Raw genomic sequence first — 23,989 nt, 5'->3', positions numbered from 1 at the left:
GGTGGCGTGACGCAATTGACGTAGTAATCCCAAGCCGTCAGATCTATCATAGGTCGCCTTAATTTTTAGCGGTTGGAAATGTCATGAAGCTGAACCCAAGACAAGATGAAGCGGTAAAGTATGTCTCTGGTCCCTGTTTGGTACTTGCGGGAGCAGGCTCGGGCAAAACTCGAGTGATCACCAATAAGATTGCTTACCTTGTTCAGCAGTGTGGCTACAAAGCTCGTAATATCGCGGCGGTGACTTTTACTAATAAAGCGGCGCGCGAGATGAATGAACGTGTCGCTCAAACCTTGGGGAAAAAAGAAGCGCGTGGCTTGATGGTGTCCACTTTCCACACTATGGGACTCAATATCATTCGTCGTGAGTACAAAGCGCTTGGTCTTAAAGCGGGTTTTTCTCTGTTTGACGATCAGGATCAGATGGCGCTGCTTAAAGAGCTGACCGAAAAGCAAATCGACGGTGACAAAGATTTACTGCGTGAACTGCTCAGCTCTATTTCCAACTGGAAAAATGACATGCTGACCCCAGTGCAAGTCAAAGGGATGGCGAAAGGCGAAAAAGAGCAGCTATTTGCATTTTGTTTTGAACAATATCAAAACCAGATGAAGGCCTATAATGCGCTCGATTTTGATGACTTAATTGCGATGCCGGTATTGCTGCTCAAGACTAATGAAGAAGTACGTCTGCGCTGGCAAAGCAAGATTCGCTACCTGTTGGTGGATGAGTATCAAGATACCAACACCAGTCAGTACGAGTTGGTTAAACTGCTGGTGGGAGAGCGTGCTCGTTTGACCGTAGTTGGTGATGACGATCAGTCTATCTATTCGTGGCGAGGCGCCAAGCCGCAAAACTTGGTGTTGCTGAGCCAAGATTTCCCCCAGTTGAAAGTGATTAAGCTTGAACAAAACTACCGCTCTACTAGTCGTATCTTGAGAGCGGCTAACATTTTGATTGCCAACAACCCTCACGTGTTTGAAAAAACACTGTTTTCAGAGCTTCCTGATGGGGAAAAGCTCAAGTTGTTGGTGGCAAAAGATGAGACCAATGAAGCAGAGCGAGTCACCGGTGAACTGATCGCCCACAAATTCCTCAACCGCACCGAATATAAAGATTACGCCATCTTATATCGAGGCAATCACCAATCGCGCTTGATTGAAAAGTCATTGATGCAAAACCGAGTGCCTTACAAAATCTCAGGTGGTACCTCGTTTTTTGCTCGCGCCGAAATCAAAGACATCATGGCTTACTTGCGAGTATTGGTGAACCCTGATGATGACAACGCATTCTTGCGCATTGTTAATACACCACGTCGTGAGATAGGGCCTGCCACTCTAGAGAAACTTGGTAATTACGCCAATATGCGGGGCAAAAGTTTGTTTGAGGCCAGCTTTGAGCTGGGCCTAGAGCAACATTTGTCGGGACGAGGTTTAGACAACTTACGCCGCTTTACTCAGTGGATTGTCGCCATTGCCGATAACGCTGAGCGTGGTAATACTGTTGATGCAGTGCGTGCGTTAGTACGTGACATCAACTACGAAGATTGGCTGTATGAGACTTCATCGAGTCCGAAAGCGGCTGAGATGCGAATGAAAAACGTCTCGGATCTCTACAGTTGGATAGTGGCAGACCTTGAAGGCGATAACTATGACAAAGAAGAGAAGACGCTCAAAGAAGTGGTGCAGCGCCTGACGCTAAGAGACATGATGGAGCGAGGTGAAGATGACGATGATGCTGACCAAGTGCAGCTGATGACTTTGCATGCTTCAAAAGGTCTTGAGTTTCCTTACGTTTATCTTATTGGTACCGAAGAAGGCATATTGCCGCACCAAACCAGTATTGATGAAGAGAACGTCGAGGAAGAACGCCGCTTAATGTATGTAGGCATCACCCGAGCGCAAAAAGAGCTCACCTTTACTCGTTGTCGTGAACGCCGCCAGTTTGGTGAACTGATCAAACCCACCCAAAGTCGATTTCTTGATGAGTTGCCCCATGATGATGTCGAGTGGGAGCTAACCAAAAAGCCAGTGTCAGCGGAAGAGCGAATGGCTAAAGGGCAGGCGCACATTGCCAATATCCGTTCAATGTTTAATAAAAAGTAATAGGTAATAAAAGAAGGCTTGGTGAGAACACCAAGCCTTCTTTATATATAAGAGGGTATATAGAGGAAAGCCTCTATTATAGACCTTCAATCATGTGTTCAATGGCTGCGATGATTTCATCGTCGCTACAATCCATACAAGAACCTTTTGCTGGCATTGCGTTAAAGCCATTGATTGCGTGGTCAGTCACGACATCCATACCTTGAGCCAAACGAGGGGCCCACTGGTCTGCGTCACCTTTGATCGGTGCGCCACTCACGCCAGAGGTGTGACAGGCTGTACAGAAAGTGTTGTAAACCGTAGCGCCATCACGCGGCTCTGCTGGTTCATTCGACACTGGCTCAGCACCCGCCAAGTAAACTTGACCCACAGGTTTGATGCGTTCTGCGATAGCGTCATATTCTTCTTGGCTTACTGAAGAAGCAAAAGAAGCACTTGAAAAAGTTAGCGCTGCAGCCATTAGGCCGATTCCGAATCGAGACATATCCATAAACTCACTTACATTCCCAGGCGATTTTTACCAATCTGCGTTGGCATCCAGCCGTATTTGATTAATTAGAAGGTGCTATATGATAACCAGCCGAAAATCAGCTGTTAAATCATTGTAAATATTGCGTGATTATAGCTTGTTGGCTTGTTGCAATAAACCACAAGATCGCTCTTACAGGGGCTTTATCACATCCTAACTGCTGAAAAAGACAACAAACGATAAAAAAGTTGAAAAAAACACTAGACGGCATAGTGTGATATCCGTATTATTCCACTCCGCCGATAGGGCATGCGCCCGTAGCTCAGCTGGATAGAGCGTTGGCCTCCGGAGCCAAAGGTCGAAGGTTCGAATCCTTTCGGGCGCGCCATAAGCCTGGAGGAAATATCGGTAAAAAATAGTGGTGGCTATAGCTCAGTTGGTAGAGCCCTGGATTGTGATTCCGGTGGTCGCGAGTTCGAATCTCGTTAGCCACCCCATTATTTCGGTAGCGTTTGCTTCCCATCTTGATTTCGGGTCAGGATAAAACATAAGTCGGTGAATAGCGCAGCTTGGTAGCGCATCTGGTTTGGGACCAGAGGGTCGGGGGTTCGAATCCCTCTTCACCGACCATCATTTTAAATCGTGTTTAATAAACATGATTGTGTTGGTAAAGAGAGCACAGAGTCGGGGGCCGGAATGCCGGACCATCGAATCCCTCTTCACCGACCACTATTTCAATAGTCGCTTAGGCGGTTATATAAAAAATTAGTGGTGGCTATAGCTCAGTTGGTAGAGCCCTGGATTGTGATTCCGGTGGTCGCGAGTTCGAATCTCGTTAGCCACCCCATTAATTAGGTAGCTTTAGCTTCCATTCTTAATTTAGGTTAAGATAAAACACAAGTCGGTGAATAGCGCAGCTTGGTAGCGCATCTGGTTTGGGACCAGAGGGTCGGGGGTTCGAATCCCTCTTCACCGACCATCATTTAAAGCCTCGTCGAATGACGAGGCTTTTTTGCGTTTAATAGCCTCAGCAATCGCTGGGGCTTTTTCGTATTTCGGTAAAAGGGAAAAGGACGCCATGCTCTGCATTGCTAACGGTAAAAGGCAGGGCAAGATATCCATCGAGTTCTTGACTTACTCGCCCTAAAATTCATATTGGATAGCGTTTCCCGTTTCCCGTTTCCCGTTTCCCGTTTCCCGTTTCCCGTTTCCCGTTTCCCGTTTCCCGTTTCCCGTTTCCCGTTTCCCGTTTCCCGTTTCCCGTTTCCCGTTTCCCGTTTCCCGTTTCCCGTTTCTCGTCTCACCTTCAAAACCCCTTACATCCCCCTTAACCATTTCCGTGACGTGCCCGAAACTTCCAACTTGCTGCCAGCATAAAAACCCGCGCTAGTTATCAAAGCGAAAGATTGTTCGTCTTGGAACATTTTCTCCTGCTACCTTTTTATGGGGTGATGGAACATTGAACAATTCAGAGTTATCTATGGATAAGTGCTCGTTATATTGCACTGGTCTGTGGTGTTATGTGCTGATTTATTACGACTTGATCAGTGCTATTGACTAGAAAATTGGCGTGCCACTGGTGGATGTTGTCGTATTGTAACTAACAACTTGTGAATAATTATATAAGTATTAATTACTGATAACTTTGTTCATTCCTCCTCTTTATCTGGTTTATTCCTGCGTATTTAGAGCATATTACTAGTGATAGTGGCTATATCACTAGTTTAGATCAACTTAAATGCTGCATTATTATGCAGTCTTTGTGCTTTAGATTGTGTGGGTGACGATTTTTTATGCTTTGATTGTTGCTTTTCTGTGAAAGATTTGCCAAATTGTTGGCTGGCTAATTTTTTGTCAGATTGTTCTCTGACGTTGAATGGATTCAATTTACAGACAGGGCAGAAAGCTGCCAAAGCAGTAGAGGTCTGGTTAATGTCACTATTAGAAGTTAAAAATCTTCGAATCGAATACCCGTCTCGCCACGGGGTACACGCCGCCGTTAAGTCACTTTCGTTTAATATTGAACGTGGTGAAATCGTTGGTGTGGTAGGTGAGTCTGGTGCAGGTAAGTCGACCGTGGGTAATGCGGTCATCGACCTACTGAGCCCTCCTGGCTTGATTGCCGACGGGGAAGTTTTCCTCGACGGGGAAAAAATCTCGGGTCTAGGTACTGAGCAGATGCGTAAAGTACGTGGCTCCAAAATTGGATTTATCTTCCAAGATCCAATGACCTCTCTAAACCCTTTGTTTACGGTTGAGCACCAGCTTAAAGAGACCATTCATGCCAACATGAAGGTCAGCGATCAAGAAGCTTACGATCGTTCACTTGCGTTAATGAAGCAAGTGGGTATTCCTCAACCCGAAAACCGCCTAAAACAGTTCCCGCACCAATTTTCTGGTGGTATGCGCCAACGTGTGGTGATTGCAATTGCACTAGCGGGTGAGCCTGATCTGATCATTGCTGATGAACCAACAACCGCTCTAGATGTGTCGATTCAAGACCAGATCTTGAAACTGATTCGCGACCTATGTATTGAAAAAAATGTCGGTTGTATGTTGGTAACGCACGACATGGGTGTGGTTTCTAACGTCACTGACCGAGTGGCCGTGATGTATCGTGGTGACCTGGTGGAGTTTGGCCCAACAGCAAAAGTGCTGGGTACACCAGAGCACTCATACACTCGTAGCTTGATTTCAGCGGTACCTCGCTCAGACATCAAACTCGACCGATTCCCGCTGGTGAGCTATATCGAAGAAGCGCATGAGATGGAACCGCTGGATGTGAAAAATCACTGGTTAGGTCAAAGCCAAGACCACCGTGATTACACTGGCCCGTTGCTTAACGTGGAAAACGTCAATCTTCGCTTTGTTACCAAAGATTCTCTGTTTGAAAGCCGCCGTGAGTACGTGCAAGCGTCAAATAACGTTAGCTTTGAAGTATTTGAAGGGGAAACCTTTGGTTTGGTGGGCGAATCTGGTTCTGGTAAATCTACCATTGCCCGTGTCATTGCTGGCCTTTATGAGCCAAACTCAGGTAAGGTCACTTTTGAAGGCATTGATCTCACTTCACTTAAATCTGAAAAAGAGCGTCGTCCATTGCGTCGCCAGATGCAGATGGTGTTCCAGAACCCTTATACCTCGATGAACCCTCGAATGAAGATCTTCGATATCATCGCAGAGCCGATCCGTTTCCACAAACTGACCGCTAATGAGAATGAAACCCGTCAGATCGTACATGATCTGTTGGATCACGTTGGTTTAGGGAAAATGGCTGGCGTCAAATATCCGCACGAATTCTCAGGAGGCCAGCGTCAGCGTATTTCTATCGCACGTGCGCTAGCTACCCGCCCACGACTTTTGATTTGTGATGAACCAACCTCGGCACTTGATGTGTCAGTTCAAGCGCAAATCCTTAACTTGCTCAAAGATCTCCAGGACGAGCTCAACCTGACGATGTTGTTTATCAGCCACGACTTGCCGGTAATACGTCAGATGTGTGATCGCATTGGTGTCATGCAGATGGGGACACTACTCGAAGTGGCTCCGACCGAGCAATTGTTTACTGATCCTCAGCATGAGTACAGTAAGCAGCTGATTTCTCTAATGCCGGAGTTTACTGGCCTACGAGAAGACGTAAAAACGGCGTAAGCCGATAAGAAAAACAACACAGACAAATACAACAACTAGGGATTTGGATTCCCGCATAAGGAGTTATGCAATGAAAACCATGAAAAGCAAATTAGCTATGGCGCTAATGGCAGCAGGGCTTAGCGCTTCAGTAGCTGCAGCAGATATCACCGTTGCTTACGATGCAGACCCAGTATCACTGGACCCGCAAGAGCAGCTATCTGGTGGTACGATGCAAATGTCTCACATGGTGTTTGATCCACTTGTTCGTTTTAACCAAAAAATGGAATTTGAACCACGTCTAGCTGAGTCTTGGGAACGTGTCGATAACGAAACTATGCGTTTCAATCTACGTAAAGGCGTTAAGTTCCACTCAGGTAATGACTTCACTGCAGACGATGTCGTTTGGACATTCGACCGTCTGAAGAGCTCTCCAGACTTTAAAGGCATCTTCGCTCCTCTAGTTTCACTGACCAAAGTGGATGACTACACGGTTGAAGTGAAAACAGATGGCACTTACCCATTGGTAGAAAACGTTGCAACTTACATCTTCCCAATGGACAGCAAGTTCTACTCTGGCACAGACGCTGCGGGTAAAGACAAAGGCGAAATCGTTAAGCACGGTAACTCGTTCGCATCGACTAACGCTTCTGGTACGGGTGCATACACCATCACTGAGCGTGAGCAAGGCGTTAAGGTAGTATTTGAGCGTTTTGACGGTTACTGGGATGCAGGCAAAGGTAACGTAGACAAAATCACTCTAGTGCCAATCAAAGAAGACGCAACGCGTGTTGCAGCACTTCTTTCTGGTGACGTAGATATGATTGCTCCAGTGGCACCAAACGACTACAACCGTATCGAAAAAGCGAAAGACGCTGACCTGTACACTATGCCGGGTACACGTGTTATCACTTTCCAAATGAACCAAAACAGCAATGAAGCGTTGAAAGATGTGCGTGTTCGCCAAGCGATCGTTTACGCAATCAACAACGAAGGTATTGCTAAGAAGATCATGAAAGGTGCGGCAACGCCAGCGGCTCAACAGAGCCCAGTGGGTTACGCAGGCTACAACGAAGATCTGAAACCACGTTTTGACCTGAAGAAAGCGAAAGCTCTGATGAAAGAAGCGGGTTACGAGAATGGCTTTAACCTATCGATGATGGCGCCAAACAACCGTTACGTGAACGATGACAAGATCGCTCAAGCGGCTGCGGCAATGCTTTCTAAGATTGGTATCAAGGTTGACCTGAAGACAATGCCTAAAGCGCAATACTGGCCTGAGTTCGATAAGTGTGCTGCGGACATGCTAATGATCGGTTGGCACCCAGATACTGAAGATTCAGCGAACTTCACTGAGTTCCTAGCGATGACTCGTGACTCTGAAACAGGTAAAGGTCAGTACAACTGTGGTCATTACGGTAACGCAGAAGTGGACAAGCTAGTGAATGCTTCAAACACTGAAACGGATCTAGCGAAACGTAGCACTATGCTGAAGCAAGTTGAAGCAACGCTATACGATGAAGCGGCGTTCGTTCCTCTACACTGGCAGGATCCTTCATGGGCTGCGAAGAGCAACGTTAACATCGGTCCAATCGTTAACGGTATGAACTTCCCTTACTTCGGTGACCTAGTGGTTTCTGAGTAAGTTATGTAAAGCGCTGCCTGCTTGCGGGCAGCGCTGGTAACTACGGTTACAATTTCGGTGCTTAACCTTGTTTCAGTCGGGTTAGGTGCCATTTTTAAGACTGAAAACTATGGAAAGTTATAAAAGGGGCAGGGAATGTTTACGTTTCTGGTCAAGCGCCTGTTTCAGGCACTGATAGTGATGTTTGTGATCAGTTTGGTGGCGTTTGCTATTCAGGACAACCTAGGGGATCCGCTGCGTGAGTTAGTGGGCCAGTCGGTTTCTGAGGCAGAGCGTCAGGCATTGCGCGACGAGCTTGGTCTTAACGACCCATTCATCACCAAATACTCTCGTTTTGTCGGCGCTGCCGTACAGGGCGATTTAGGTACATCTTACTTCTTCAAAAAGCCGGCCGTTGAGGTGATCCTCAGCAAGCTGGTCGCCACGCTTGAATTAGTGTTTGGCGCATCAATTATTATCATTGTCTGCTCAATCCCGCTTGGGGTTTATTCGGCGATTCATCCAAAGAGTGTCTTCACCAAAATCGTGATGGCAGGCAGTAGTATTGGTATCTCCATTCCTGTTTTCTTAACCGCCATCATGTTGATGTACGTTTTCTCCATCGAGCTTGGATGGTTGCCTTCCTATGGGCGAGGGGAGACCGCTAACGTTCTGGGATGGGATTCTGGCTTCTTTACCCTTGATGGCCTAGCGCACTTGGTACTGCCATGTATTTCTCTGGCTTCTATTATGCTGCCTCTGTTTATCCGCTTAGTACGCTCTGAAATGCTTGAAGTGCTGAGCTCAGAATACATCAAGTTCGGTAAAGCAAAGGGCCTTGCGACCAATAAAATTCACTACCAGCACGCACTGAAAAATACCATGCTTCCAGTGTTGACGGTTGGTGGTGTTCAAATCGGTACCATGGTGGCTTACACCATTTTGACTGAGACCGTATTCCAATGGCCAGGTACTGGCTTTTTGTTCCTTGAGGCGATCAACCGAGTCGACACGCCACTTATCACCGCTTACGTGATTTTTGTTGGCCTGATTTTCGTGGTGACCAACACCATCGTCGACCTACTGTATGGATTGATCAACCCAACCGTGAACCTAACGGGTAAAGGAGCTTAATATGAACACAACAACCGCAACCGCTCCTTCTCGTTGGGAGCGATTTAAACAGTCGGACTTTCTCTACTATTTCAAAAAAGACAAAGTGGCGATGTTCTCTTTTTCGGTGTTTATGATGTTCTTGGTGATGTCGCTGGCGGCGCCACTGATTGCACCATCTGACCCGTATGACTTGGCTTCCATCGATATCATGGACTCAGAGTTGCCTCCTTCTTGGATGGAAGATGGTGACGAGAGATTCTTGCTTGGCACCGATGAACAGGGCCGTGATATTTTCTCGACCATTCTTTATGGCTCTCGCTTATCACTGACCATCGGCTTCTTGGCAGTGGGTTTGCAGCTGTTTTTAGGCATCATCATTGGTCTGTCAGCAGGTTACTTCGGTGGTCGAGTGGACAGTTTCTTGATGCGTTTTGCCGATGTGCAATTGTCGTTCTCGACCATGATGGTAGCAATCATCGTCTCGGCTATCTTTAAAGCCAGCTTTGGCAGTGATTTCTATGCCCAGTATGCGGTGGTAATGCTGGTGGTGATTATCGGTGTGGCTGAGTGGCCTCAATACGCTCGTACCGTGCGTGCCTCGGTACTGGCTGAGAAGAAAAAAGAGTACGTTGAAGCAGCTCGTGTGATGGGCTTTAAAGCACCTCGTATCATGTTCCGCCACATCTTGCCTAACTGTCTGTCACCGATCTTGGTTATCTCGACAGTGCAGGTAGCTAACGCCATCATGTCTGAGGCAGCGCTGTCGTTCCTTGGTCTTGGTTTGCCTGTCGATCAGCCTTCGCTTGGTGCACTGATCAGTATTGGTTTTAACTACATCTTCTCTGGCGCTTGGTGGATTACTGCTTTCCCAGGTTTCGTGTTGGTGGCGCTGGTGTTGGTGATTAACCTGCTCGGTGACTGGCTACGTGACGTATTCAACCCTAAGATTTACAAAGGGTGATCCAAAGCGATTGATTTTTAATCATAAATATTCCTAAACTAAAGAGTCGAAATTTTCGGCTCTTTTTTTGCATTCAATACACTGGGTATTGGGCTCGGAGAGGAACTATGGACGGAAAAATGACGGTACGTGCTGCTGTATTGGCGCTTACATTGACAATGATGTTGCCAGTGACGACCGTAATGGCTGAAGACTATATTTGTGATGCGACTCAGGCATCGAGTAAAGAACTGCCCATGCTTAGCGCAGATTGCCCAATTGGTGATGGCTTATGGGGCAATAAGAAGCCAACCAACCCTGAAAACATGTTTTGGGTCCAGTGTGGAATATTGGACAAGCCGATGCCACTGACTGAGGCCAAAGGCTTGTATCGAGAAATCACTTCTGACGTTTGGATGAAAAAAGAGGCAAGAGGTTACCGCTGCCTGATCGGTCCATACGAGAATTACCGAGCAGCCAAGAAAGATTGGCGCATGATAATCACTTTGGCTAAATACAATGATGCCTTTATCCGTGAAGTAAAGGTTGCAGCAGCGCCAAGTGCACAACCTGCTGCGCAAGCACCAAAACCAGCGGCGCCAGCTAAAGCCAAACCTGCCCCTGCGATGAGTGCCACGGTGCCTGCGGCTAAAGCTCAGCAGCCAAAGCCTGCGGCAAAACCACAACCTAAGCCAGAACCCGCACCTGTCGCTACCACAGGGCTCAATAGCGCACCTAAAGTTACCTCAACGGGCAATATAGAGGTTCGACGCAAAGCTCAGTTAAACCAACACACTTATGTGGTGCCTTACGTTAATGATGGCAGTGATACCTTCTATATGGAACATGACAAGCCGTGGAACCGTATGAGTTACAGCAGTGCGCTTGGCGTGTGTAAGAAGTTAGGTATGCGCCTTGCCAATCACGATGAGTGGCAAGCGATATTGCAAACCGAAGAACTGTCCAAAAATAAATGGCCGGTGCATCTGCCGTATTGGGGCATGGAGCAGAAGGGCTTCTTTACCAGCGGTAAAGTGACCCAACTGAAAGGCTCGTCTTTACTGAATGTTTTGTGCATCCAGCCTTAAAAACGAAGTTGAGCGGTTAAGCCGCTCTCTTTTTTATCAAAGTAGGGTGAAACCGTGATTGAGTAGCCTTGCTCGGTCACCATGTATTGAATACCTGTTGCGAGCGCCATGCCTGCAATGACATCTCGCCAGTGGTGATATTCCCCTTCCACACGTGAATAACCCACTAACGCCGCTGCCGCATAGGCAGGGATACCGTAGGCAGCACCATAGCGAAATTGCAGATAAGCCGCACCTTGAGTCGCCGCCGAAGTATGGCCTGATGGGAAGGAGTGGTCACCACCATTTGGTCTTTCCGCATTGACGGTAAACTTGAGTGCATGGGTGGCAATGGCAGTGTAAAGCGCACCTTCTGCCAATTGAATAAAGCCTTCATTGTCCCCTTTGTATAAAGAGATAGCCCCTGCGGTCAAAGGAATACCAATCTGAGCGATATCGCCATAGGTGGTGAGGCTATCGTTGGCGTAACTCATGGAACTAATAAGTGCAGACGTCAAAATGACTGGTTTTAAAAACTTATTCATTGGCGGTAGTTTACTGTCTTTCGTTGGGTATAAATGGGCAATAAAAAGCCCGGACACTGCCGGGCTTGATTCGGATGGAGTGAAGTTTATCGCATCGTCACGAATTCTTCAGAACCCGTTGGGTGAATTGCGACTACGCTATCGAAGTCTGCTTTGGTTGCACCCATCTTCATTGCTACACCAAAGCCTTGGATCATTTCATCCACTGTAAAGCCAATACCGTGTAGGCCGACTACGGTCTCTTCAGGGCCAGCACATACCAGCTTCATCTTACATGGCTGACGGTTTGAAGTGACAGCGGTGTACATCGCAGTAAAGCCAGACTTATACACTTTAACGTTCTCTTCGCCGTATTGAGCGATAGCTTCAGGTTCGGTTAGACCAATAGTGCCGATTGGTGGGTGGCTAAATACCACGGTCGGAACCAGTTTGTAGTCCATTTTAGCGTTGGTTTGACCGTTGAATAGGCGCTCAGAAAGCTGACGACCTGCTTTTACTGCCACAGGGGTAAGCTCGATGCCACCTTCCATGATATCGCCCACACAGTAGATGCCTTCAACGTTGGTTTGTTGGAACTCATCGACTTTGATGTAGCCTTTGTCGTTAGTTTCAACACCTGTTGCGGCAAGGTTGATCGCGTCAGTTGCTGGGTGACGGCCGATCGCCCAAATTAGGGTATCAACGTTTTGGCTCTCACCATTTTCTAGGTGCAGAGTCAGGCTACCGTCCGCTTCTTTCACCACTTCTTTTGGTACAGAGTGAGTATGTAGCGTAGGGCCTTCGGTGTTCATCACTTCAACCAAGGTTTCGATGATCAGTGGGTCAAAGCTACGTAGTGGCGATTCTTTACGACAGAATAGGTGGGTTTCTGTACCTAGTGCATGAAGCACCCCTGCGATTTCAACTGCGATGTAGCCCGCACCAATGACAGCAACACGCTTAGGTTGCTCGTTTAGCTCAAAGAAACCGTTTGAATCGATACCGTACTCGGCACCCGGAATATTTGGGATGGTTGGACGACCACCAACAGCAATAAGAATGTGGTCAGCGGTGTAGTGTTCACCATTAACTTCAACTGTGTTGGCATCGACAAACTTAGCAAAGCCTTTAATCACGTTGATCTTGTTGTTGCCAAGTACTCGGTCATACGCTTGGTGGATTCGACCAATGTATGCTTGACGGCTTTCAACCAGCTTGCCCCAATCAAAGCCTTTTACATCGACATCAAAGCCGTAGTCTTTGGCGTATAGGTGCATCGCTTCAGCAATTTGAGCGCCGTGCCACATCACTTTCTTAGGTACACAACCTACGTTTACACAAGTACCGCCAAGGTCTTGCGCTTCAATCAATGCCACTTTAGCGCCATGCATTGCTGCACGGTTTGCTGATGCAATACCGCCGCTACCGCCGCCGATACAAATGTAATCAAAATGATTAGACATAACTTTCTCCGTTATTTTTTTAATTTTTTCTGAGCTTCTAGCTCTCTAATATTCTATCTGTTGAGCGATTTTTAAAGGTAGGGATTTACATACCTTATTCCGGAACGATCCATTCCACCTTAAAGTGACCGGTGGCTGGTGCAATTGCTTCTTTCAAGAACGGCAAGATGGTACTCATTTGCTGCTCAAGCTTCCATGGCGGGTTAATCACAATCATGCCTGATGCGGTCATACCACGCTCATTGGTATCTGGCGATACACCGAGCTCGATTTGAAGAATTTTGCGAATACCCAGCTTTTCTAATCCTTGCAACATGTCGTCGATGTCGTGGCGATTGACCACTGGGTACCAGATAGCATATATACCTGTGGCCCAGCGTTTATGGCTTTGTGCGATCGCACGCACCACATCTCGGTACTCTTTTGCTAGCTCATAAGGTGGGTCAATCAGCACTAGACCGCGGCGCTCTTTAGGAGGCAAGCTCGCTTTGAGGCGTTGGAAACCATCTTCTTTGTAGATCTTAACTTGGCGGTCACGGTGAAACTCTTGCTCAAGCAAAGGATGATCGCTTGGGTGCAGTTCGGTCAGAACCATGCGGTCTTGCTTGCGTAGGTGAGCACGAGCAACACGAGGAGAGCCTGGGTAGTAGCGCAGCTCCTTGCCTTCATTAAGAGTCTCAATTGCCGCAAGGTAGCTTTGTATGTCCTGTGGAATATCGTTTTGTGCCCAAACACGAGCGATGCCCTGTTTGTATTCCCCTGTTTTTTCTGACCACTCATGGGTCAGGTCGTAGCGGCCAACACCTGAGTGGGTGTCATGGTAAACATACGGCTTATCTTTTTGCCCAAGTGCATTGAGGATCAGGGATTGAACAATATGCTTCACCACATCTGCGTGGTTGCCAGCATGGAAACTGTGTCGGTAACTAAGCACGATACTCTCTCGAATTTGATTAGGGGACAACCCAATCAGAGCAGTATAACAATCTAGGCTGAGATTTAGGTAATATTCGCCCGCAAAAAACGCTTTGTAACACTCAATCTGGGGTTAGTTTTTGAGTTTGCTATTGATTTTTAGTCTCACAGGCTACATTTAATGAAGGAATCAACCTCTTTCAAAAGGAACTGCTGATGTCTAACCCTCTACTTACTATCACTGACTTACCGTCGTTCTCACAGATCAAACCTGAACACGTACACCCAGCGATTGAAGCCATCATTAACGATTGCCGAGCTATGGTAGAGAAAGTGACTCAGCCAGATGTCACTCCTAGCTGGGAGAGTGTCTGTGCACCACTGGCAGAAATTGATGACAAGCTCAGCCGAGCATGGTCGCCTGTGAGCCACCTAAACTCGGTGATGAACAGTGATGAGCTGCGTGAAGCGTACGAAAGCTGCTTGCCGATGCTATCTGAATACGGCACTTGGGTCGGTCAGCATAAAGCGCTTTACGAGGCATACAAGACCATCAAGGCTTCCGATGAGTTTGCCACGCTTTCTCAAGCGCAAAAGAAAACCATCACCGACGCACTGCGTGATTTTGAACTTTCGGGCATTGGCCTCGCTGCGAGTGAACAAAAGCGCTATGGCGAAATCAGTAAGCGTATGTCTGAGCTAGGCTCAACGTTTTCTAATAATGTACTTGATGCCACTATGGGCTGGACCAAGCATATTACCGACCAAGCACAACTTGCTGGCCTGCCAGAATCTGCCATGGCCGCCGCTAAAGCTGCTGCTGAAGCTAAAGAGCTCGATGGTTGGCTGCTTACCCTAGAAATGCCGTCTTACATCCCAGTGATGACATACGCAGACAGCCAAGAGTTGCGTAAAGAGATGTACGAAGCGTACGTGACCCGCGCCTCTGATCGTGGTCCAAATGCAGGTAAGTGGGATAACACCGAGCTTATCGCTGAAAAACTTAAACTGCGTCATGAAATTGCTCGTCTGTTAGGCTTTGCTAACTACAGTGAGAAATCTCTAGCCACTAAGATGGCGCAAGAGCCGCAACAGGTTTTAGGTTTCTTGAACGATCTCGCGACTAAAGCTAAGCCGCAAGGCGAGCGCGAGGTAGAAGAGCTGCGCAAATTTGCTCAAGCTGAACATGGCGTGAGCGAGTTGAACCTGTGGGACATCGGTTACTACAGCGAGAAGCAGAAACAGCAGCTATTCAAATTCTCTGATGAAGAGCTACGCCCTTATTTCCCGGAAAGTACCGTGGTATCTGGCCTATTTGAGGTCCTTAAGCGTGTATTTGGTATGTCAGTACAAGAGCGTAATGACGTGGATGTGTGGCATGAGTCGGTACGTTTCTTCGATATTTTTGATGCCAATAACACTCTACGTGGCAGCTTTTACCTAGACCTATACGCTCGCGAACATAAACGTGGCGGCGCATGGATGGATGAGTGTCGAGTTCGTCGCACTACCGAATCAGGTGAGCTGCAAACGCCTGTGGCGTACCTGACTTGTAACTTCAACAAGCCTGTTGGGGATAAGCCTGCTCTATTTACCCACGATGAAGTTGTAACGCTTTTCCACGAAACTGGCCACGGTATCCACCACATGCTTACCCAAATCGATGTTCCGTCGGTGTCGGGCATTAATGGCGTGCCATGGGATGCGGTTGAGCTGCCAAGTCAGTTTTTAGAAAACTGGTGTTGGGAAGAAGAGGCGTTGAGCTTTATTTCAGGCCACTATGAGAGCGGTGAAGCTCTGCCAAAAGAGATGCTAGATAAAATGCTAGCGGCGAAGAATTTCCAATCGGCGATGTCTATTTTGCGCCAGCTTGAGTTCGGACTGTTTGATTTCACTCTACACACTGATTACGACCCAGAAGTGGGCGCAAAAGTGCTCGAAACCTTAACAGAAGTGAAGTCGAAAGTTGCAGTACTACCAAGTATTGAATGGAACCGCTTCTCTCACAGTTTCGGCCACATCTTTGCTGGTGGTTATGCTGCGGGTTACTACAGCTATCTTTGGGCTGAGGTACTCTCTTCAGACGCATTTTCACGCTTTGAAGAAGAAGGCATCTTTAACCAAGACACTGGTAAGAGCTTCCTAAACAACATCCTAGAAATGGGCGGCAGCGAAGAGCCAATGGAGCTATTCAAGCGTTTCCGAGGCCGTGAGCCACAGATTGATGCGTTGCTGCGTCACTCAGGAATCAGCGTTTAATTTCGGTAAACGGTAAACGGTAAACGGTAAACGGCGGCGGAGATTCTTCCGTGTGCCGTTTACCGTTAGCCGCTAGCGCAGCGTCCGATTAAGGATTCACATTCCGATTAATCGGATTCTGCAATGAAATCAACGTCTCCGTTGATTGTACTTCATCAATCGCCTGCAGCTTATCAATCAGCACAAATTGCAACTCTTCAATCGAGCGGCACATCAGTTTGACAAAAATATTGTAAGCGCCCGTGGTGTAGTAAGCCTCAACGACTTCATCCAAGGCATTGAGCTTTTCCAGTGCCGAGTGATAATCCCTCGCCGCATTCAAATTGATGCCGATAAAACAGCACACGTCATAGCCAAGCTTCTTGGTATTCACTATAACTTCCGTGCCTTCAATGATATCGGCCGATTTCATCTTCTCGATTCGCACGTGAATGGTGGCAGGACTGACATTGAACTGCTTAGCCATCTCCGCATAGGGTGTTCGCGCATCGTTCATTAAGGCTTTAAGAATAGCTTTGTCTAGGTCGTCTAGGCGAGGTTGAGTGGTCTGCATTCCGCTTGCTCGGTTAAGGCTTCAAGTGCTCAGTCTACAATTGAATGGGGGAGAAACACCAGTTGGTGATTTATCCCAAGGCGAGAAATGATTACACTGTCGCCCGTAAGCCACACTTAACCCGGAGAACACGGTGCAAATCCAACTTATTTGCGAAAACCCACACCAACATGCGACTCTTGATGCATTGGCCGAGCGTTGGCAACTAAGCCACGACGAAAGCTCACTGTTTGGCTTAGTGCTGACTGAGCAGCAGTTGGAGTTACGTAAGTTGGATGAACCAAAGCTCGGGGCGATTTTTGTCGACTTAGTGGGTGGTGCGGCGGGGCATCGGCGCAAATTTGGTGGCGGCAAAGGCCAAGCGATTGCCAAAGCTGCGGGCTTGAACAAAGGGGCGACACCGACAGTACTTGATGGCACAGCAGGGCTTGGCCGTGATGCGTTTGTTTTGGCGTCTTTAGGTTGTAAAGTGCAGATGATTGAGCGTAACCCTGTGGTGGCGGCGCTACTAGATGATGGCTTAGAGCGTGCCAAGCAAGATCCAGAAATTGGCGCTTGGGTAGGGCAACGCATGTCACTGCTGCACGCAAGCAGTTTGAATGCGCTGGAGTCGCTTTCAGAGCAGCAAGGATTTGAACGCCCTGACGTGGTGTATCTTGATCCAATGTACCCGCACCCAGAAAACAAAAAGAAATCAGCCTTGGTGAAAAAGGAGATGCGTGTTTTCCAATCTTTGGTCGGCGCAGATACTGATGCCGATGGCTTGCTAAGTCCAGCGCTTAAGCTTGCGACTAAACGCGTCGTGGTAAAACGTCCTGACTATGCACAATGGCTCGATGGTGAGAAACCCACTATGGCTATCGAAACCAAAAAGAATCGTTTTGACGTTTACGTCAACGCCTCCATGACCGAATAGACAGACCTAGGGCGTGTTGACCTTTCGAGGTCAATTTTGCAGCGTTTGTCAGCTCTTTATCCAAGGCAGCGCATATGCAGTATAGTCATTCTATACAAATATGCGATAACGCAGGAGAAAGGGCTGACAAACACTGCCCGTAGGGTTCATCTAGATGGCTCCTGCGCTGCGTCATTCGTCTCTTACATAGAATAACTATGCTACGTTCCTCATTCCTTGCTCAGAACCCATCTAGATTGAACAAAATTTGGCCTCGAAAGGTCAACACGCCCTAATAACAACAATCAAACGCTTAGCAAACTCTGCTTGCTATTCACTCAATAAAGCGATATATCTAAACACGAATCGTTATCAGTACATGTGACGATAAATGGGTTAATGGCTTGGAGAGTGGTATGACTAAGCGCTTGTGTAAATATAATCGTCGCGACATCGCAGCGGAGTTGGGCACTATCCATCAGGTGGTGGCTGCACCAAAGTTTGTGTGCCACTCATGTAGCCGTGCGGCGAATGACAAAACCCGTTTATGTAAGCCTGCCAGTCTTCCAAATCACTCCTTAGCTCATGCTGTGGCAAATCCTCAATCAGCGGTACGATTGGTACCAACAGAAGTAACAGAGCAAACGTCTAAGCCCGTTGAGACCATCAAGGCAAGCAAGGGTCAAAAGGCAGACAAGGCGGAGAAAAAGGCACTGAAAAAGCAAAATAAGCAGCTGAAGAAGATTAAGAAGTCGTTGAAGAAGCAGCAAAAACTACTTAAGAAACTGGCCAAAGTAGAGAAGCGTAGCCAAAAGCTTCAGCAGCAGCTAACACTCAAACCTTTCGAGTTAGCGCAAGCGCCGAGACAAGCCCTGCATTAATCGCACCAAATACAAACAGGGCGAGCCAATTGGCTCGCCCTGTTGCTTTTGTCTGGCTTAATCTTCCTTAAGCGGCACCACTAATAAATCGACCGGAGAACTATTGATCAATTGTCGTGTGCTCGATAATAGCTTGCTCCAGAAGTCTTGGTGATGACCACACACTAACATATCCACTTCCAGCTCTTTGATTGCTTGTTGCAGCTCGCCACTTAAATCACCACTGCCAACTAGCGTATGTTTGATTGGATACTCAGCATGGTCGGCCAGTGCTTGTAGCTGCTTTTGTGACGTTTCTATGTTCTGGTGTTGGGTTTCCGCAAGGTTGATATCAATCAGTCCGGTATAGAGCTCGGCATAATTCACGTCAATATGGATGAAAGAGACCGCAGCGTCGAGTGGCTTTGCCAAGCTGACGGCTTTATCGATCAAAATCTTACTGTCTTCAGATAAGTCGATGGCGACTAAGATGTGTTGGTAGCTCATAAAAAGACCCTCATGGTTAAACCCTTACTTTTAAGAGTAGCATTTGAGCGCCTTATAAATTGCCGAGCCGATCTCATTCTACACGGCTAAACATTCGAGTTATCAGCAAATAAAGTGATATAGTGACAGACGTCAGTCGTATTCAAACAGGAGTCATAAATGCTAGCCCAAGCAATGGTTGAACAACTAAATGAGCAAATTAATCTGGAATTCTTCTCATCCAATCTATACTTACAAATGAGTGCTTGGTGTGAAGATAAAGGTTTTGAAGGCGCAGCCGAATTTTTGCGTGCCCATGCAACGGAAGAAATGGAGCACATGCAGCGACTTTTCACCTATGTGAGCGAAACAGGTTCAATGCCGATTCTTGGTGCAATTGAAGCTCCTCAGCACGAGTTTGCAAGCCTTGGTGATGTATTCCGTGAAACTTACCAACACGAGCAAATGATTACTGAGAAAATCAATAAGCTAGCTCACGTCGCATTCTCTACTCAAGACTACTCGACATTCAATTTCCTACAGTGGTACGTGGCTGAACAGCACGAGGAAGAGAAATTGTTTAAAGGGATTTTAGACAAGCTAGAGTTGGTTGGTGAAGATGGTAAGGCACTATTCTTCATTGATAAAGACCTAGCAGAGATGGCGAAAGCAGGTTCATCTTCAATCATGGACGCGCCGGCAGAGTAATAGCCCCCAACTTATTGTTATAGCTAAGGGCGACTGAACTCTTTTCCTAATCCGGCGTATTTCTAGTAAGTCCTAGAAGATGTAGGGAGGAAAAGATGATCAGTGGAGACACTATACTATTTACGTTGCTCTTGGTGACAACAGTGAACATGGCACGCTATTTAACGGCACTGCGGTCACTGATATACATCATGCGTGAAGCCCATCCCCTTCTTTATCAACAGGTGGATGGGGGCGGATTTTTTACCGCCCACGGCAACATGGCCAAACAAGTCAGATTGTTTCATTATCTGAAGAGCCGTGAGTATCTTCACCATCATGACGAAGTCTTTACCGGTAAGTGTATGAAAGTTAGGGAGCTATTTGTGCTCTCAACCTCTTTACTCGGTGTGACTGTGTTAGGCGCTATACTGCTGTAGCTCTTACACCCAGAAACGGTTAAAATAACATCTGTGAAGGATGCACGACTGCTCGTGCATCCTTTTTGTTTTTTAGCGAGAAAGAGAAAAATGAGCAATCAAGTTGATGTAATTGTGATTGGCGCAGGTGCTGCGGGTTTGATGTGTGCTGCGCAAGCGGCGAGCCGAGGCCGATCGGTTCTGGTGGTCGATCATGCCAAAAAGCCGGGGCGCAAAATCCTTATTTCTGGCGGCGGCCGTTGCAACTTCACCAACTATGATGTCTCAGCCAATAACTACCTGTGTAATAACCCACACTTCGTTAAGTCGGCCTTGTCTCAATACACCAACTGGGACTTTATCTCGCTGGTAAGCAAATACGGCATCGAGTTTGAAGAGCGCGACCACGGCCAGCTGTTTTGCATCGACTCGGCTAAAGAAATTGTCGATATGCTGCTAAAAGAGTGCGATAACGCTGGCGTGAAACAGCGCTATCGCTGTGATGTGCACAGTATCGAGAAGACAGGCTCTGGCTTTAGTCTGCACCTAGATACTGATGAGTATCAGTGTGAATCCCTAGTGGTTGCCACTGGCGGCCTGTCAATGCCAAAACTGGGGGCGACTCCATTTGGCTACAAGATTGCAGAGCAGTTTGGTCTATCTATGGTACCAACCACGGCAGGTCTTGTTCCTTTCACCTTGCATCAACATGACAAAGAGTCGCTAGAAGAGCTCTCTGGTATCGCTGTACCCGCAGAAATCACCGCAGAAGACGGTACTCTGTTTAAAGAAGCGCTGCTGTTTACTCATCGTGGCCTGTCTGGTCCATCGGTGCTACAGGTATCCTCTTTTTGGCAAGCAGGGCAGTCGGTCACCATCAATCTTGTACCGAATGATGATATCGAAGACCTGCTTACACGCTCTCGTGAAAAACACCCAAATCAGAGTTTAAAAAACACTCTAGCTAAAGTGCTACCTAAGCGTCTGGTAGAAGTGCTGATTGCTCGCAAAGAGCTAAGCGATAAACCGCTTAAGCAGTACAACCCAAAAGAGATGCAAGCGATCGTCACCTTGCTTGAAAACTGGCAAGTGCTGCCAAACGGCACCGAAGGTTACCGTACTGCCGAAGTCACTCTGGGTGGTGTAAACACCGATGAGCTCTCGTCCAAAACCATGGAGGCGAAGCAAGTTCCGGGGCTTTACTTTGTAGGCGAGGTCATGGATGTCTCTGGCTGGCTAGGAGGGTTTAACTTCCAGTGGGCTTGGTCGAGTGGATATGTGGCTGGACAGAATGTTTAAGATAGAGAAGGGAAGCCTGTGGCTTCCCTTTTTAATAGTAATTACTAATTTGCCGTCGCTTCAGGAGTAGGCTTAGATTTAAGCTGCTGAACCAACAACCCAGCCACAATCAACCCTAACCCCACCAAAGTCGAAGGGTGAATTTCTTCCCCAATAATCGTCGCAAGCAACATCAAAGAGATAAACGGCGAGGTGAAGATCAGGTTGCTGATGCGGGCGGTGTTGTTGGTGAGCTTTAATGCTGATAGCCAGAGTACGAAGGTGACGCCCATTTCAAATAGGCCGACGTAGCTTACCGCTAACCAGCCTTTCCAGCTAATTTGAATCCAGCTTGCCCCTTCATACCAAGCGATGGCGAAGGCAAATGGTAGAGCAACTAAGAAACCAAGCAATACACCCAGCACAGGGTCGGCTTTGTTTTTGGTGTTAAGAATCCAATAGCTGGCCCAGAGCAGGGTCGACAGTAGGGCCAGTCCAACCCCCATTGGGCTTTCAAACTCAAGGGCGAGTAGGTTGCCTTTGGTGGCGATCACCACCACACCCAGATAGCCGAGTACGCAAGCAAACCAATCTTGTTTACGGATTTTTTGCCCCAAAAACAGAGCGGCCATTAAGGTCAGTGTGATCGCCCAGCTGTAGTTGAGCGGTTGAGCTTGAGAGGCGGGCAGCAGTTCATAGGCTTTGAACAAAATTAGGTAATACCCAAGCGGGTTGATCAGTCCAAGTAGCAGGTAATAACCGGGATTGGAGGCAAACGTGCTGCCAAGTTGAGATAGCTTGCCTTGAACGGCGCAAATAACTAACAGTGCGATAGCAGACACGACACTGGCTGCTGTGAGCATTTGCACTGGAGTCAGCTCGGCCAAGGTGAGCTTGAAAGCCGTAGCTACCGTGGACCACAAGAGTACAGCACTGATGCCAAACCCTAACGCACGACGTTCATTCATAGTGATAACAGCCTAATTTAATGGGGAAACTGGGCACAATATAGCCGCCATTACCCGAGGTAAAAACTGGACATTTATCCAGTATGTAAATACTATTTTTATATCAAAAATCGTATTAGGTGTTGCCAATGCAATGGGTGATTGAAAATCAGCAAATTCTTATCTCGTTAGCCACAGGCGCTGCGTTAGGCGGTTTAGTGGTAGGCAGTTGGGTTCGGCTTAAGTTATCGACTCAAAACCACTTGTTACAAGAGCAGTTAGAGCACCAACAGCAACTCATGGGACAAACTGAGCAGCGCTTAAATGATGCGCAGGCTGAGCTGGACCAAATGGATGACGAGCGAGACAAGTCCGCCCATGAGCTCAAGCAATCACACGGCCGCTTGATGGCTGCGATGGAGAAGCTGCGTTACCTCGATACCCTCAAGCAGGAAAAGCAGCAGCTTGCTTCAACCCTAGAGCAAACCCGAAGCCTGCTTGCAGACAGCGAAGCAATGCGTCGTGAGCAAGAGGCTCGCCATGAACAAGAGCAGATAGCCAGCGCCGAGAAGCTATCCTTATTGGAAAATGCCGAACAACGTATGAAGCAGCAGTTCGAGCACCTTGCCAATCAACTGTTTGAAGCAAAAACCGCCAAGGTAGATCAGCAAAACCGCCAAAGCTTAGATGGCCTTTTGACGCCACTTAAAGAGCAAATTGAAGGCTTTAAAAAACAAGTCTCTGATGGGTTAGGGCAAGAAGCTAAAGAGCGTCATGCCTTGATTTATGAAGTGCGTAATTTGCAAAAGCTCAATGAGCAGATGGCGCAAGAAGCGCTAAATCTCACCCAAGCCTTGAAAGGGGATAATAAACAACAAGGTAACTGGGGTGAGGTAGTGCTGGCGAGAGTGTTAGCCGAGTCTGGCTTACGTGAAGGGCATGAGTATCACACCCAAGTGAACTTGCAAGATGACGCTGGCAAGCGCTATCAGCCAGATGTGGTGGTTGAACTGCCGAGCAATAAGCAGGTGGTGGTCGACTCGAAAATGACCTTAGTTGCTTATGAACGCTACTTTAATGCCGAGCAAGATGAGCAAAAAGATCGTGCACTAAGTGAGCACTTACATGCCATGCGAGCCCATATAAAAGGCTTGAGCCATAAGGATTACCACAAGCTAAAAGGCATCACTAGCCTAGACTATGTGCTGATGTTTATACCGGTCGAACCTGCATTCCAGTTGGCGATTCAAGCTGACCCGAAACTGGTCAATGATGCACTAGAACAAAACATTATTTTGGTGAGCCCGACAACTTTATTGGTGGCACTGCGTACCATAGATAATCTATGGCGCAATGAGCGTCAGAATCAAAATGCCCAAGTGATTGCCGATCGCGCCAGCAAGCTCTATGACAAGCTGCGCCTGTTCTTAAATGATATGGAGTCGCTTGGGGGCGCATTGGATAAAGCCAATCAAGCCTATCAAGGCTCGATGAACAAATTAGCCACTGGACGAGGCAATGTTTTGCGTCAGGCGGAATCCTTTAAAGAACTTGGGGTTGAAGTCAAACGCTCGATTTCTCCGACTTTGCTCGACATGGCGCAAAATGACGCATTGGTCGAAAGACAAGAGGTTGAGGATAAAGTAGACTAACCGCAATTCCATCAATGCGTTGTTTTATCTCAGGTGAGTTTTCTCGATAAAGAGTCAAACAAAAGGAAGACTTCGTCGCGAGGTAACACCGACCGCTGGATTGTTC

20 protein-coding genes and 5 tRNA genes are annotated in these 23,989 nt (G+C 47.5%); 18 read left to right on the top strand and 7 right to left on the bottom strand.

Translation table 11 applies throughout. The features are described 5' to 3' along the window. The first annotated feature begins 83 nt into the window (after positions 1-83). The gene (gene rep / locus J4N39_RS14520) at positions 84-2,102 is read left to right on the top strand and encodes a DNA helicase Rep (RefSeq protein ID WP_252020704.1); all 2,019 of its coding nucleotides are present in this window, start codon (positions 84-86) and stop codon (positions 2,100-2,102) included. Between the two features lie 76 nt (positions 2,103-2,178). Here rep and J4N39_RS14515 read toward each other — a convergent pair whose 3' ends face one another. Beyond that, positions 2,179-2,592 carry a c-type cytochrome gene (locus J4N39_RS14515; RefSeq protein ID WP_252020701.1) on the bottom strand — a complete coding sequence of 138 codons (414 nt, stop codon included), beginning with the start codon at positions 2,590-2,592 and terminating at the stop codon, positions 2,179-2,181. Between the two features lie 290 nt (positions 2,593-2,882). Between J4N39_RS14515 and J4N39_RS14510 the strand changes: the two genes are divergently transcribed. From J4N39_RS14510 to J4N39_RS14465, 10 genes are all read left to right on the top strand, one after another. Further along, positions 2,883-2,959: transfer RNA gene (locus J4N39_RS14510), tRNA-Arg, on the top strand. A gap of 33 nt (positions 2,960-2,992) precedes the next feature. After that, positions 2,993-3,068, top strand: a tRNA-His gene (locus tag J4N39_RS14505). Between the two features lie 56 nt (positions 3,069-3,124). Continuing rightward, a tRNA-Pro gene (locus tag J4N39_RS14500) sits at positions 3,125-3,201 on the top strand. A gap of 141 nt (positions 3,202-3,342) precedes the next feature. Continuing rightward, positions 3,343-3,418, top strand: a tRNA-His gene (locus J4N39_RS14495). 55 nt (positions 3,419-3,473) lie between these two features. Beyond that, a tRNA-Pro gene (locus J4N39_RS14490) sits at positions 3,474-3,550 on the top strand. A 953-nt stretch (positions 3,551-4,503) separates the two neighbouring features. Continuing rightward, the gene (locus J4N39_RS14485) at positions 4,504-6,219 is read left to right on the top strand and encodes a dipeptide ABC transporter ATP-binding protein (protein ID WP_252020699.1); all 1,716 of its coding nucleotides are present in this window, start codon (positions 4,504-4,506) and stop codon (positions 6,217-6,219) included. 70 nt (positions 6,220-6,289) lie between these two features. Further along, entirely contained in the window at positions 6,290-7,843 is a 1,554-nt protein-coding gene (locus J4N39_RS14480) for an ABC transporter substrate-binding protein (protein WP_252020697.1), read from the top strand. Between the two features lie 135 nt (positions 7,844-7,978). After that, positions 7,979-8,956, top strand: a complete 978-nt coding sequence (locus tag J4N39_RS14475; protein ID WP_252020695.1) for an ABC transporter permease — start codon at positions 7,979-7,981, stop codon at positions 8,954-8,956. A gap of 1 nt (position 8,957) precedes the next feature. Beyond that, positions 8,958-9,899 carry an ABC transporter permease gene (locus J4N39_RS14470; protein ID WP_252020693.1) on the top strand — a complete coding sequence of 314 codons (942 nt, stop codon included), beginning with the start codon at positions 8,958-8,960 and terminating at the stop codon, positions 9,897-9,899. 107 nt (positions 9,900-10,006) lie between these two features. Continuing rightward, positions 10,007-10,966 carry an SPOR domain-containing protein gene (locus J4N39_RS14465; protein ID WP_252020690.1) on the top strand — a complete coding sequence of 320 codons (960 nt, stop codon included), beginning with the start codon at positions 10,007-10,009 and terminating at the stop codon, positions 10,964-10,966. Here J4N39_RS14465 and J4N39_RS14460 read toward each other — a convergent pair. The 3 genes from J4N39_RS14460 to J4N39_RS14450 form a co-directional block, all read right to left on the bottom strand. Then, positions 10,963-11,439 carry a phosphatase PAP2 family protein gene (locus J4N39_RS14460; protein WP_503063943.1) on the bottom strand — a complete coding sequence of 159 codons (477 nt, stop codon included), beginning with the start codon at positions 11,437-11,439 and terminating at the stop codon, positions 10,963-10,965. The two genes, J4N39_RS14465 and J4N39_RS14460, sit on opposite strands and share 4 nt — an antisense overlap. 137 nt (positions 11,440-11,576) lie before the next feature. Continuing rightward, the gene (gene gorA, locus J4N39_RS14455; RefSeq protein ID WP_252020686.1) at positions 11,577-12,932 is read right to left on the bottom strand and encodes a glutathione-disulfide reductase; all 1,356 of its coding nucleotides are present in this window, start codon (positions 12,930-12,932) and stop codon (positions 11,577-11,579) included. Positions 12,933-13,026: 94 nt separating this feature from the next. Then, positions 13,027-13,866 (bottom strand): 23S rRNA (adenine(2030)-N(6))-methyltransferase RlmJ, encoded by an 840-nt coding sequence (locus J4N39_RS14450; RefSeq protein WP_252020684.1) that lies wholly within the window; start codon positions 13,864-13,866, stop codon positions 13,027-13,029. A 197-nt stretch (positions 13,867-14,063) separates the two neighbouring features. Between J4N39_RS14450 and prlC the strand changes: the two genes are divergently transcribed. Continuing rightward, entirely contained in the window at positions 14,064-16,106 is a 2,043-nt protein-coding gene (prlC, locus tag J4N39_RS14445) for an oligopeptidase A (protein ID WP_252020682.1), read from the top strand. A gap of 88 nt (positions 16,107-16,194) precedes the next feature. Here the strand turns inward: prlC and asnC are convergent, their stop codons facing one another. Continuing rightward, positions 16,195-16,659, bottom strand: coding sequence for a transcriptional regulator AsnC (asnC, locus tag J4N39_RS14440; protein ID WP_252020680.1), 465 nt, complete (start codon positions 16,657-16,659; stop codon positions 16,195-16,197). 133 nt (positions 16,660-16,792) lie between these two features. Between asnC and J4N39_RS14435 the strand changes: the two genes are divergently transcribed. Continuing rightward, a complete protein-coding gene (locus tag J4N39_RS14435; protein ID WP_252020678.1) occupies positions 16,793-17,575 on the top strand; it encodes a class I SAM-dependent methyltransferase in 783 nt (260 codons plus the stop codon). A 395-nt stretch (positions 17,576-17,970) separates the two neighbouring features. Then, entirely contained in the window at positions 17,971-18,435 is a 465-nt protein-coding gene (locus J4N39_RS14430) for a hypothetical protein (protein ID WP_252020676.1), read from the top strand. Positions 18,436-18,492: 57 nt separating this feature from the next. On the opposite strand, the gene J4N39_RS14425 is transcribed toward J4N39_RS14430, so the two are convergent. Beyond that, complete coding sequence (locus tag J4N39_RS14425; protein WP_252020674.1) at positions 18,493-18,921, bottom strand: universal stress protein; 429 nt, start codon at positions 18,919-18,921, stop codon at positions 18,493-18,495. A gap of 159 nt (positions 18,922-19,080) precedes the next feature. Here J4N39_RS14425 and ftnA point away from each other — a divergent pair, with 159 nt between their 5' ends. The 3 genes from ftnA (at position 19,081) to J4N39_RS14410 (ending at position 21,305) form a co-directional block, all read left to right on the top strand. Next, positions 19,081-19,608 carry a non-heme ferritin gene (ftnA, locus tag J4N39_RS14420; RefSeq protein ID WP_252020672.1) on the top strand — a complete coding sequence of 176 codons (528 nt, stop codon included), beginning with the start codon at positions 19,081-19,083 and terminating at the stop codon, positions 19,606-19,608. A 95-nt stretch (positions 19,609-19,703) separates the two neighbouring features. After that, a complete protein-coding gene (gene uspB / locus J4N39_RS14415; RefSeq protein ID WP_252020670.1) occupies positions 19,704-20,027 on the top strand; it encodes a universal stress protein UspB in 324 nt (107 codons plus the stop codon). Between the two features lie 90 nt (positions 20,028-20,117). Beyond that, the gene (locus J4N39_RS14410; RefSeq protein WP_252020667.1) at positions 20,118-21,305 is read left to right on the top strand and encodes a BaiN/RdsA family NAD(P)/FAD-dependent oxidoreductase; all 1,188 of its coding nucleotides are present in this window, start codon (positions 20,118-20,120) and stop codon (positions 21,303-21,305) included. A gap of 44 nt (positions 21,306-21,349) precedes the next feature. On the opposite strand, the gene J4N39_RS14405 is transcribed toward J4N39_RS14410, so the two are convergent. Then, on the bottom strand, positions 21,350-22,252 hold the full coding sequence (locus J4N39_RS14405) for a DMT family transporter (RefSeq protein WP_252020665.1): 903 nt from the start codon (positions 22,250-22,252) through the stop codon (positions 21,350-21,352). 128 nt (positions 22,253-22,380) lie between these two features. Between J4N39_RS14405 and rmuC the strand changes: the two genes are divergently transcribed. Beyond that, positions 22,381-23,883 (top strand): DNA recombination protein RmuC, encoded by a 1,503-nt coding sequence (rmuC, locus tag J4N39_RS14400; RefSeq protein ID WP_252020663.1) that lies wholly within the window; start codon positions 22,381-22,383, stop codon positions 23,881-23,883. Positions 23,884-23,989: the final 106 nt, after the last annotated feature.

This window comes from Vibrio sp. SCSIO 43136 (genome assembly GCF_023716565.1).
Classification (GTDB): Bacteria; Pseudomonadota; Gammaproteobacteria; order Enterobacterales; family Vibrionaceae; genus Vibrio.
The sequence above is the reverse complement of the archived record's forward strand: the minus strand, read 5'-3'. Positions and strand labels throughout refer to the sequence as shown.

What these genes read in the sequence shown, in the direction of transcription:
- rep (WP_252020704.1), top strand. Translation starts at nt 84, where the DNA reads ATGAAGCTGAACCCAAGACAAGATGAAGCGGTAAAGTATGTCTCTGGT.
- J4N39_RS14515 (WP_252020701.1), bottom strand. Translation starts at nt 2,592, where the DNA reads ATGGATATGTCTCGATTCGGAATCGGCCTAATGGCTGCAGCGCTAACT.
- J4N39_RS14485 (WP_252020699.1), top strand. Translation starts at nt 4,504, where the DNA reads ATGTCACTATTAGAAGTTAAAAATCTTCGAATCGAATACCCGTCTCGC.
- J4N39_RS14480 (WP_252020697.1), top strand. Translation starts at nt 6,290, where the DNA reads ATGAAAACCATGAAAAGCAAATTAGCTATGGCGCTAATGGCAGCAGGG.
- J4N39_RS14475 (WP_252020695.1), top strand. Translation starts at nt 7,979, where the DNA reads ATGTTTACGTTTCTGGTCAAGCGCCTGTTTCAGGCACTGATAGTGATG.
- J4N39_RS14470 (WP_252020693.1), top strand. Translation starts at nt 8,958, where the DNA reads ATGAACACAACAACCGCAACCGCTCCTTCTCGTTGGGAGCGATTTAAA.
- J4N39_RS14465 (WP_252020690.1), top strand. Translation starts at nt 10,007, where the DNA reads ATGGACGGAAAAATGACGGTACGTGCTGCTGTATTGGCGCTTACATTG.
- J4N39_RS14460 (WP_503063943.1), bottom strand. Translation starts at nt 11,439, where the DNA reads ATGAGTTACGCCAACGATAGCCTCACCACCTATGGCGATATCGCTCAG.
- gorA (WP_252020686.1), bottom strand. Translation starts at nt 12,932, where the DNA reads ATGTCTAATCATTTTGATTACATTTGTATCGGCGGCGGTAGCGGCGGT.
- prlC (WP_252020682.1), top strand. Translation starts at nt 14,064, where the DNA reads ATGTCTAACCCTCTACTTACTATCACTGACTTACCGTCGTTCTCACAG.
- asnC (WP_252020680.1), bottom strand. Translation starts at nt 16,659, where the DNA reads ATGCAGACCACTCAACCTCGCCTAGACGACCTAGACAAAGCTATTCTT.
- J4N39_RS14430 (WP_252020676.1), top strand. Translation starts at nt 17,971, where the DNA reads ATGACTAAGCGCTTGTGTAAATATAATCGTCGCGACATCGCAGCGGAG.
- J4N39_RS14425 (WP_252020674.1), bottom strand. Translation starts at nt 18,921, where the DNA reads ATGAGCTACCAACACATCTTAGTCGCCATCGACTTATCTGAAGACAGT.
- ftnA (WP_252020672.1), top strand. Translation starts at nt 19,081, where the DNA reads ATGCTAGCCCAAGCAATGGTTGAACAACTAAATGAGCAAATTAATCTG.
- uspB (WP_252020670.1), top strand. Translation starts at nt 19,704, where the DNA reads ATGATCAGTGGAGACACTATACTATTTACGTTGCTCTTGGTGACAACA.
- J4N39_RS14410 (WP_252020667.1), top strand. Translation starts at nt 20,118, where the DNA reads ATGAGCAATCAAGTTGATGTAATTGTGATTGGCGCAGGTGCTGCGGGT.
- J4N39_RS14405 (WP_252020665.1), bottom strand. Translation starts at nt 22,252, where the DNA reads ATGAATGAACGTCGTGCGTTAGGGTTTGGCATCAGTGCTGTACTCTTG.
- rmuC (WP_252020663.1), top strand. Translation starts at nt 22,381, where the DNA reads ATGCAATGGGTGATTGAAAATCAGCAAATTCTTATCTCGTTAGCCACA.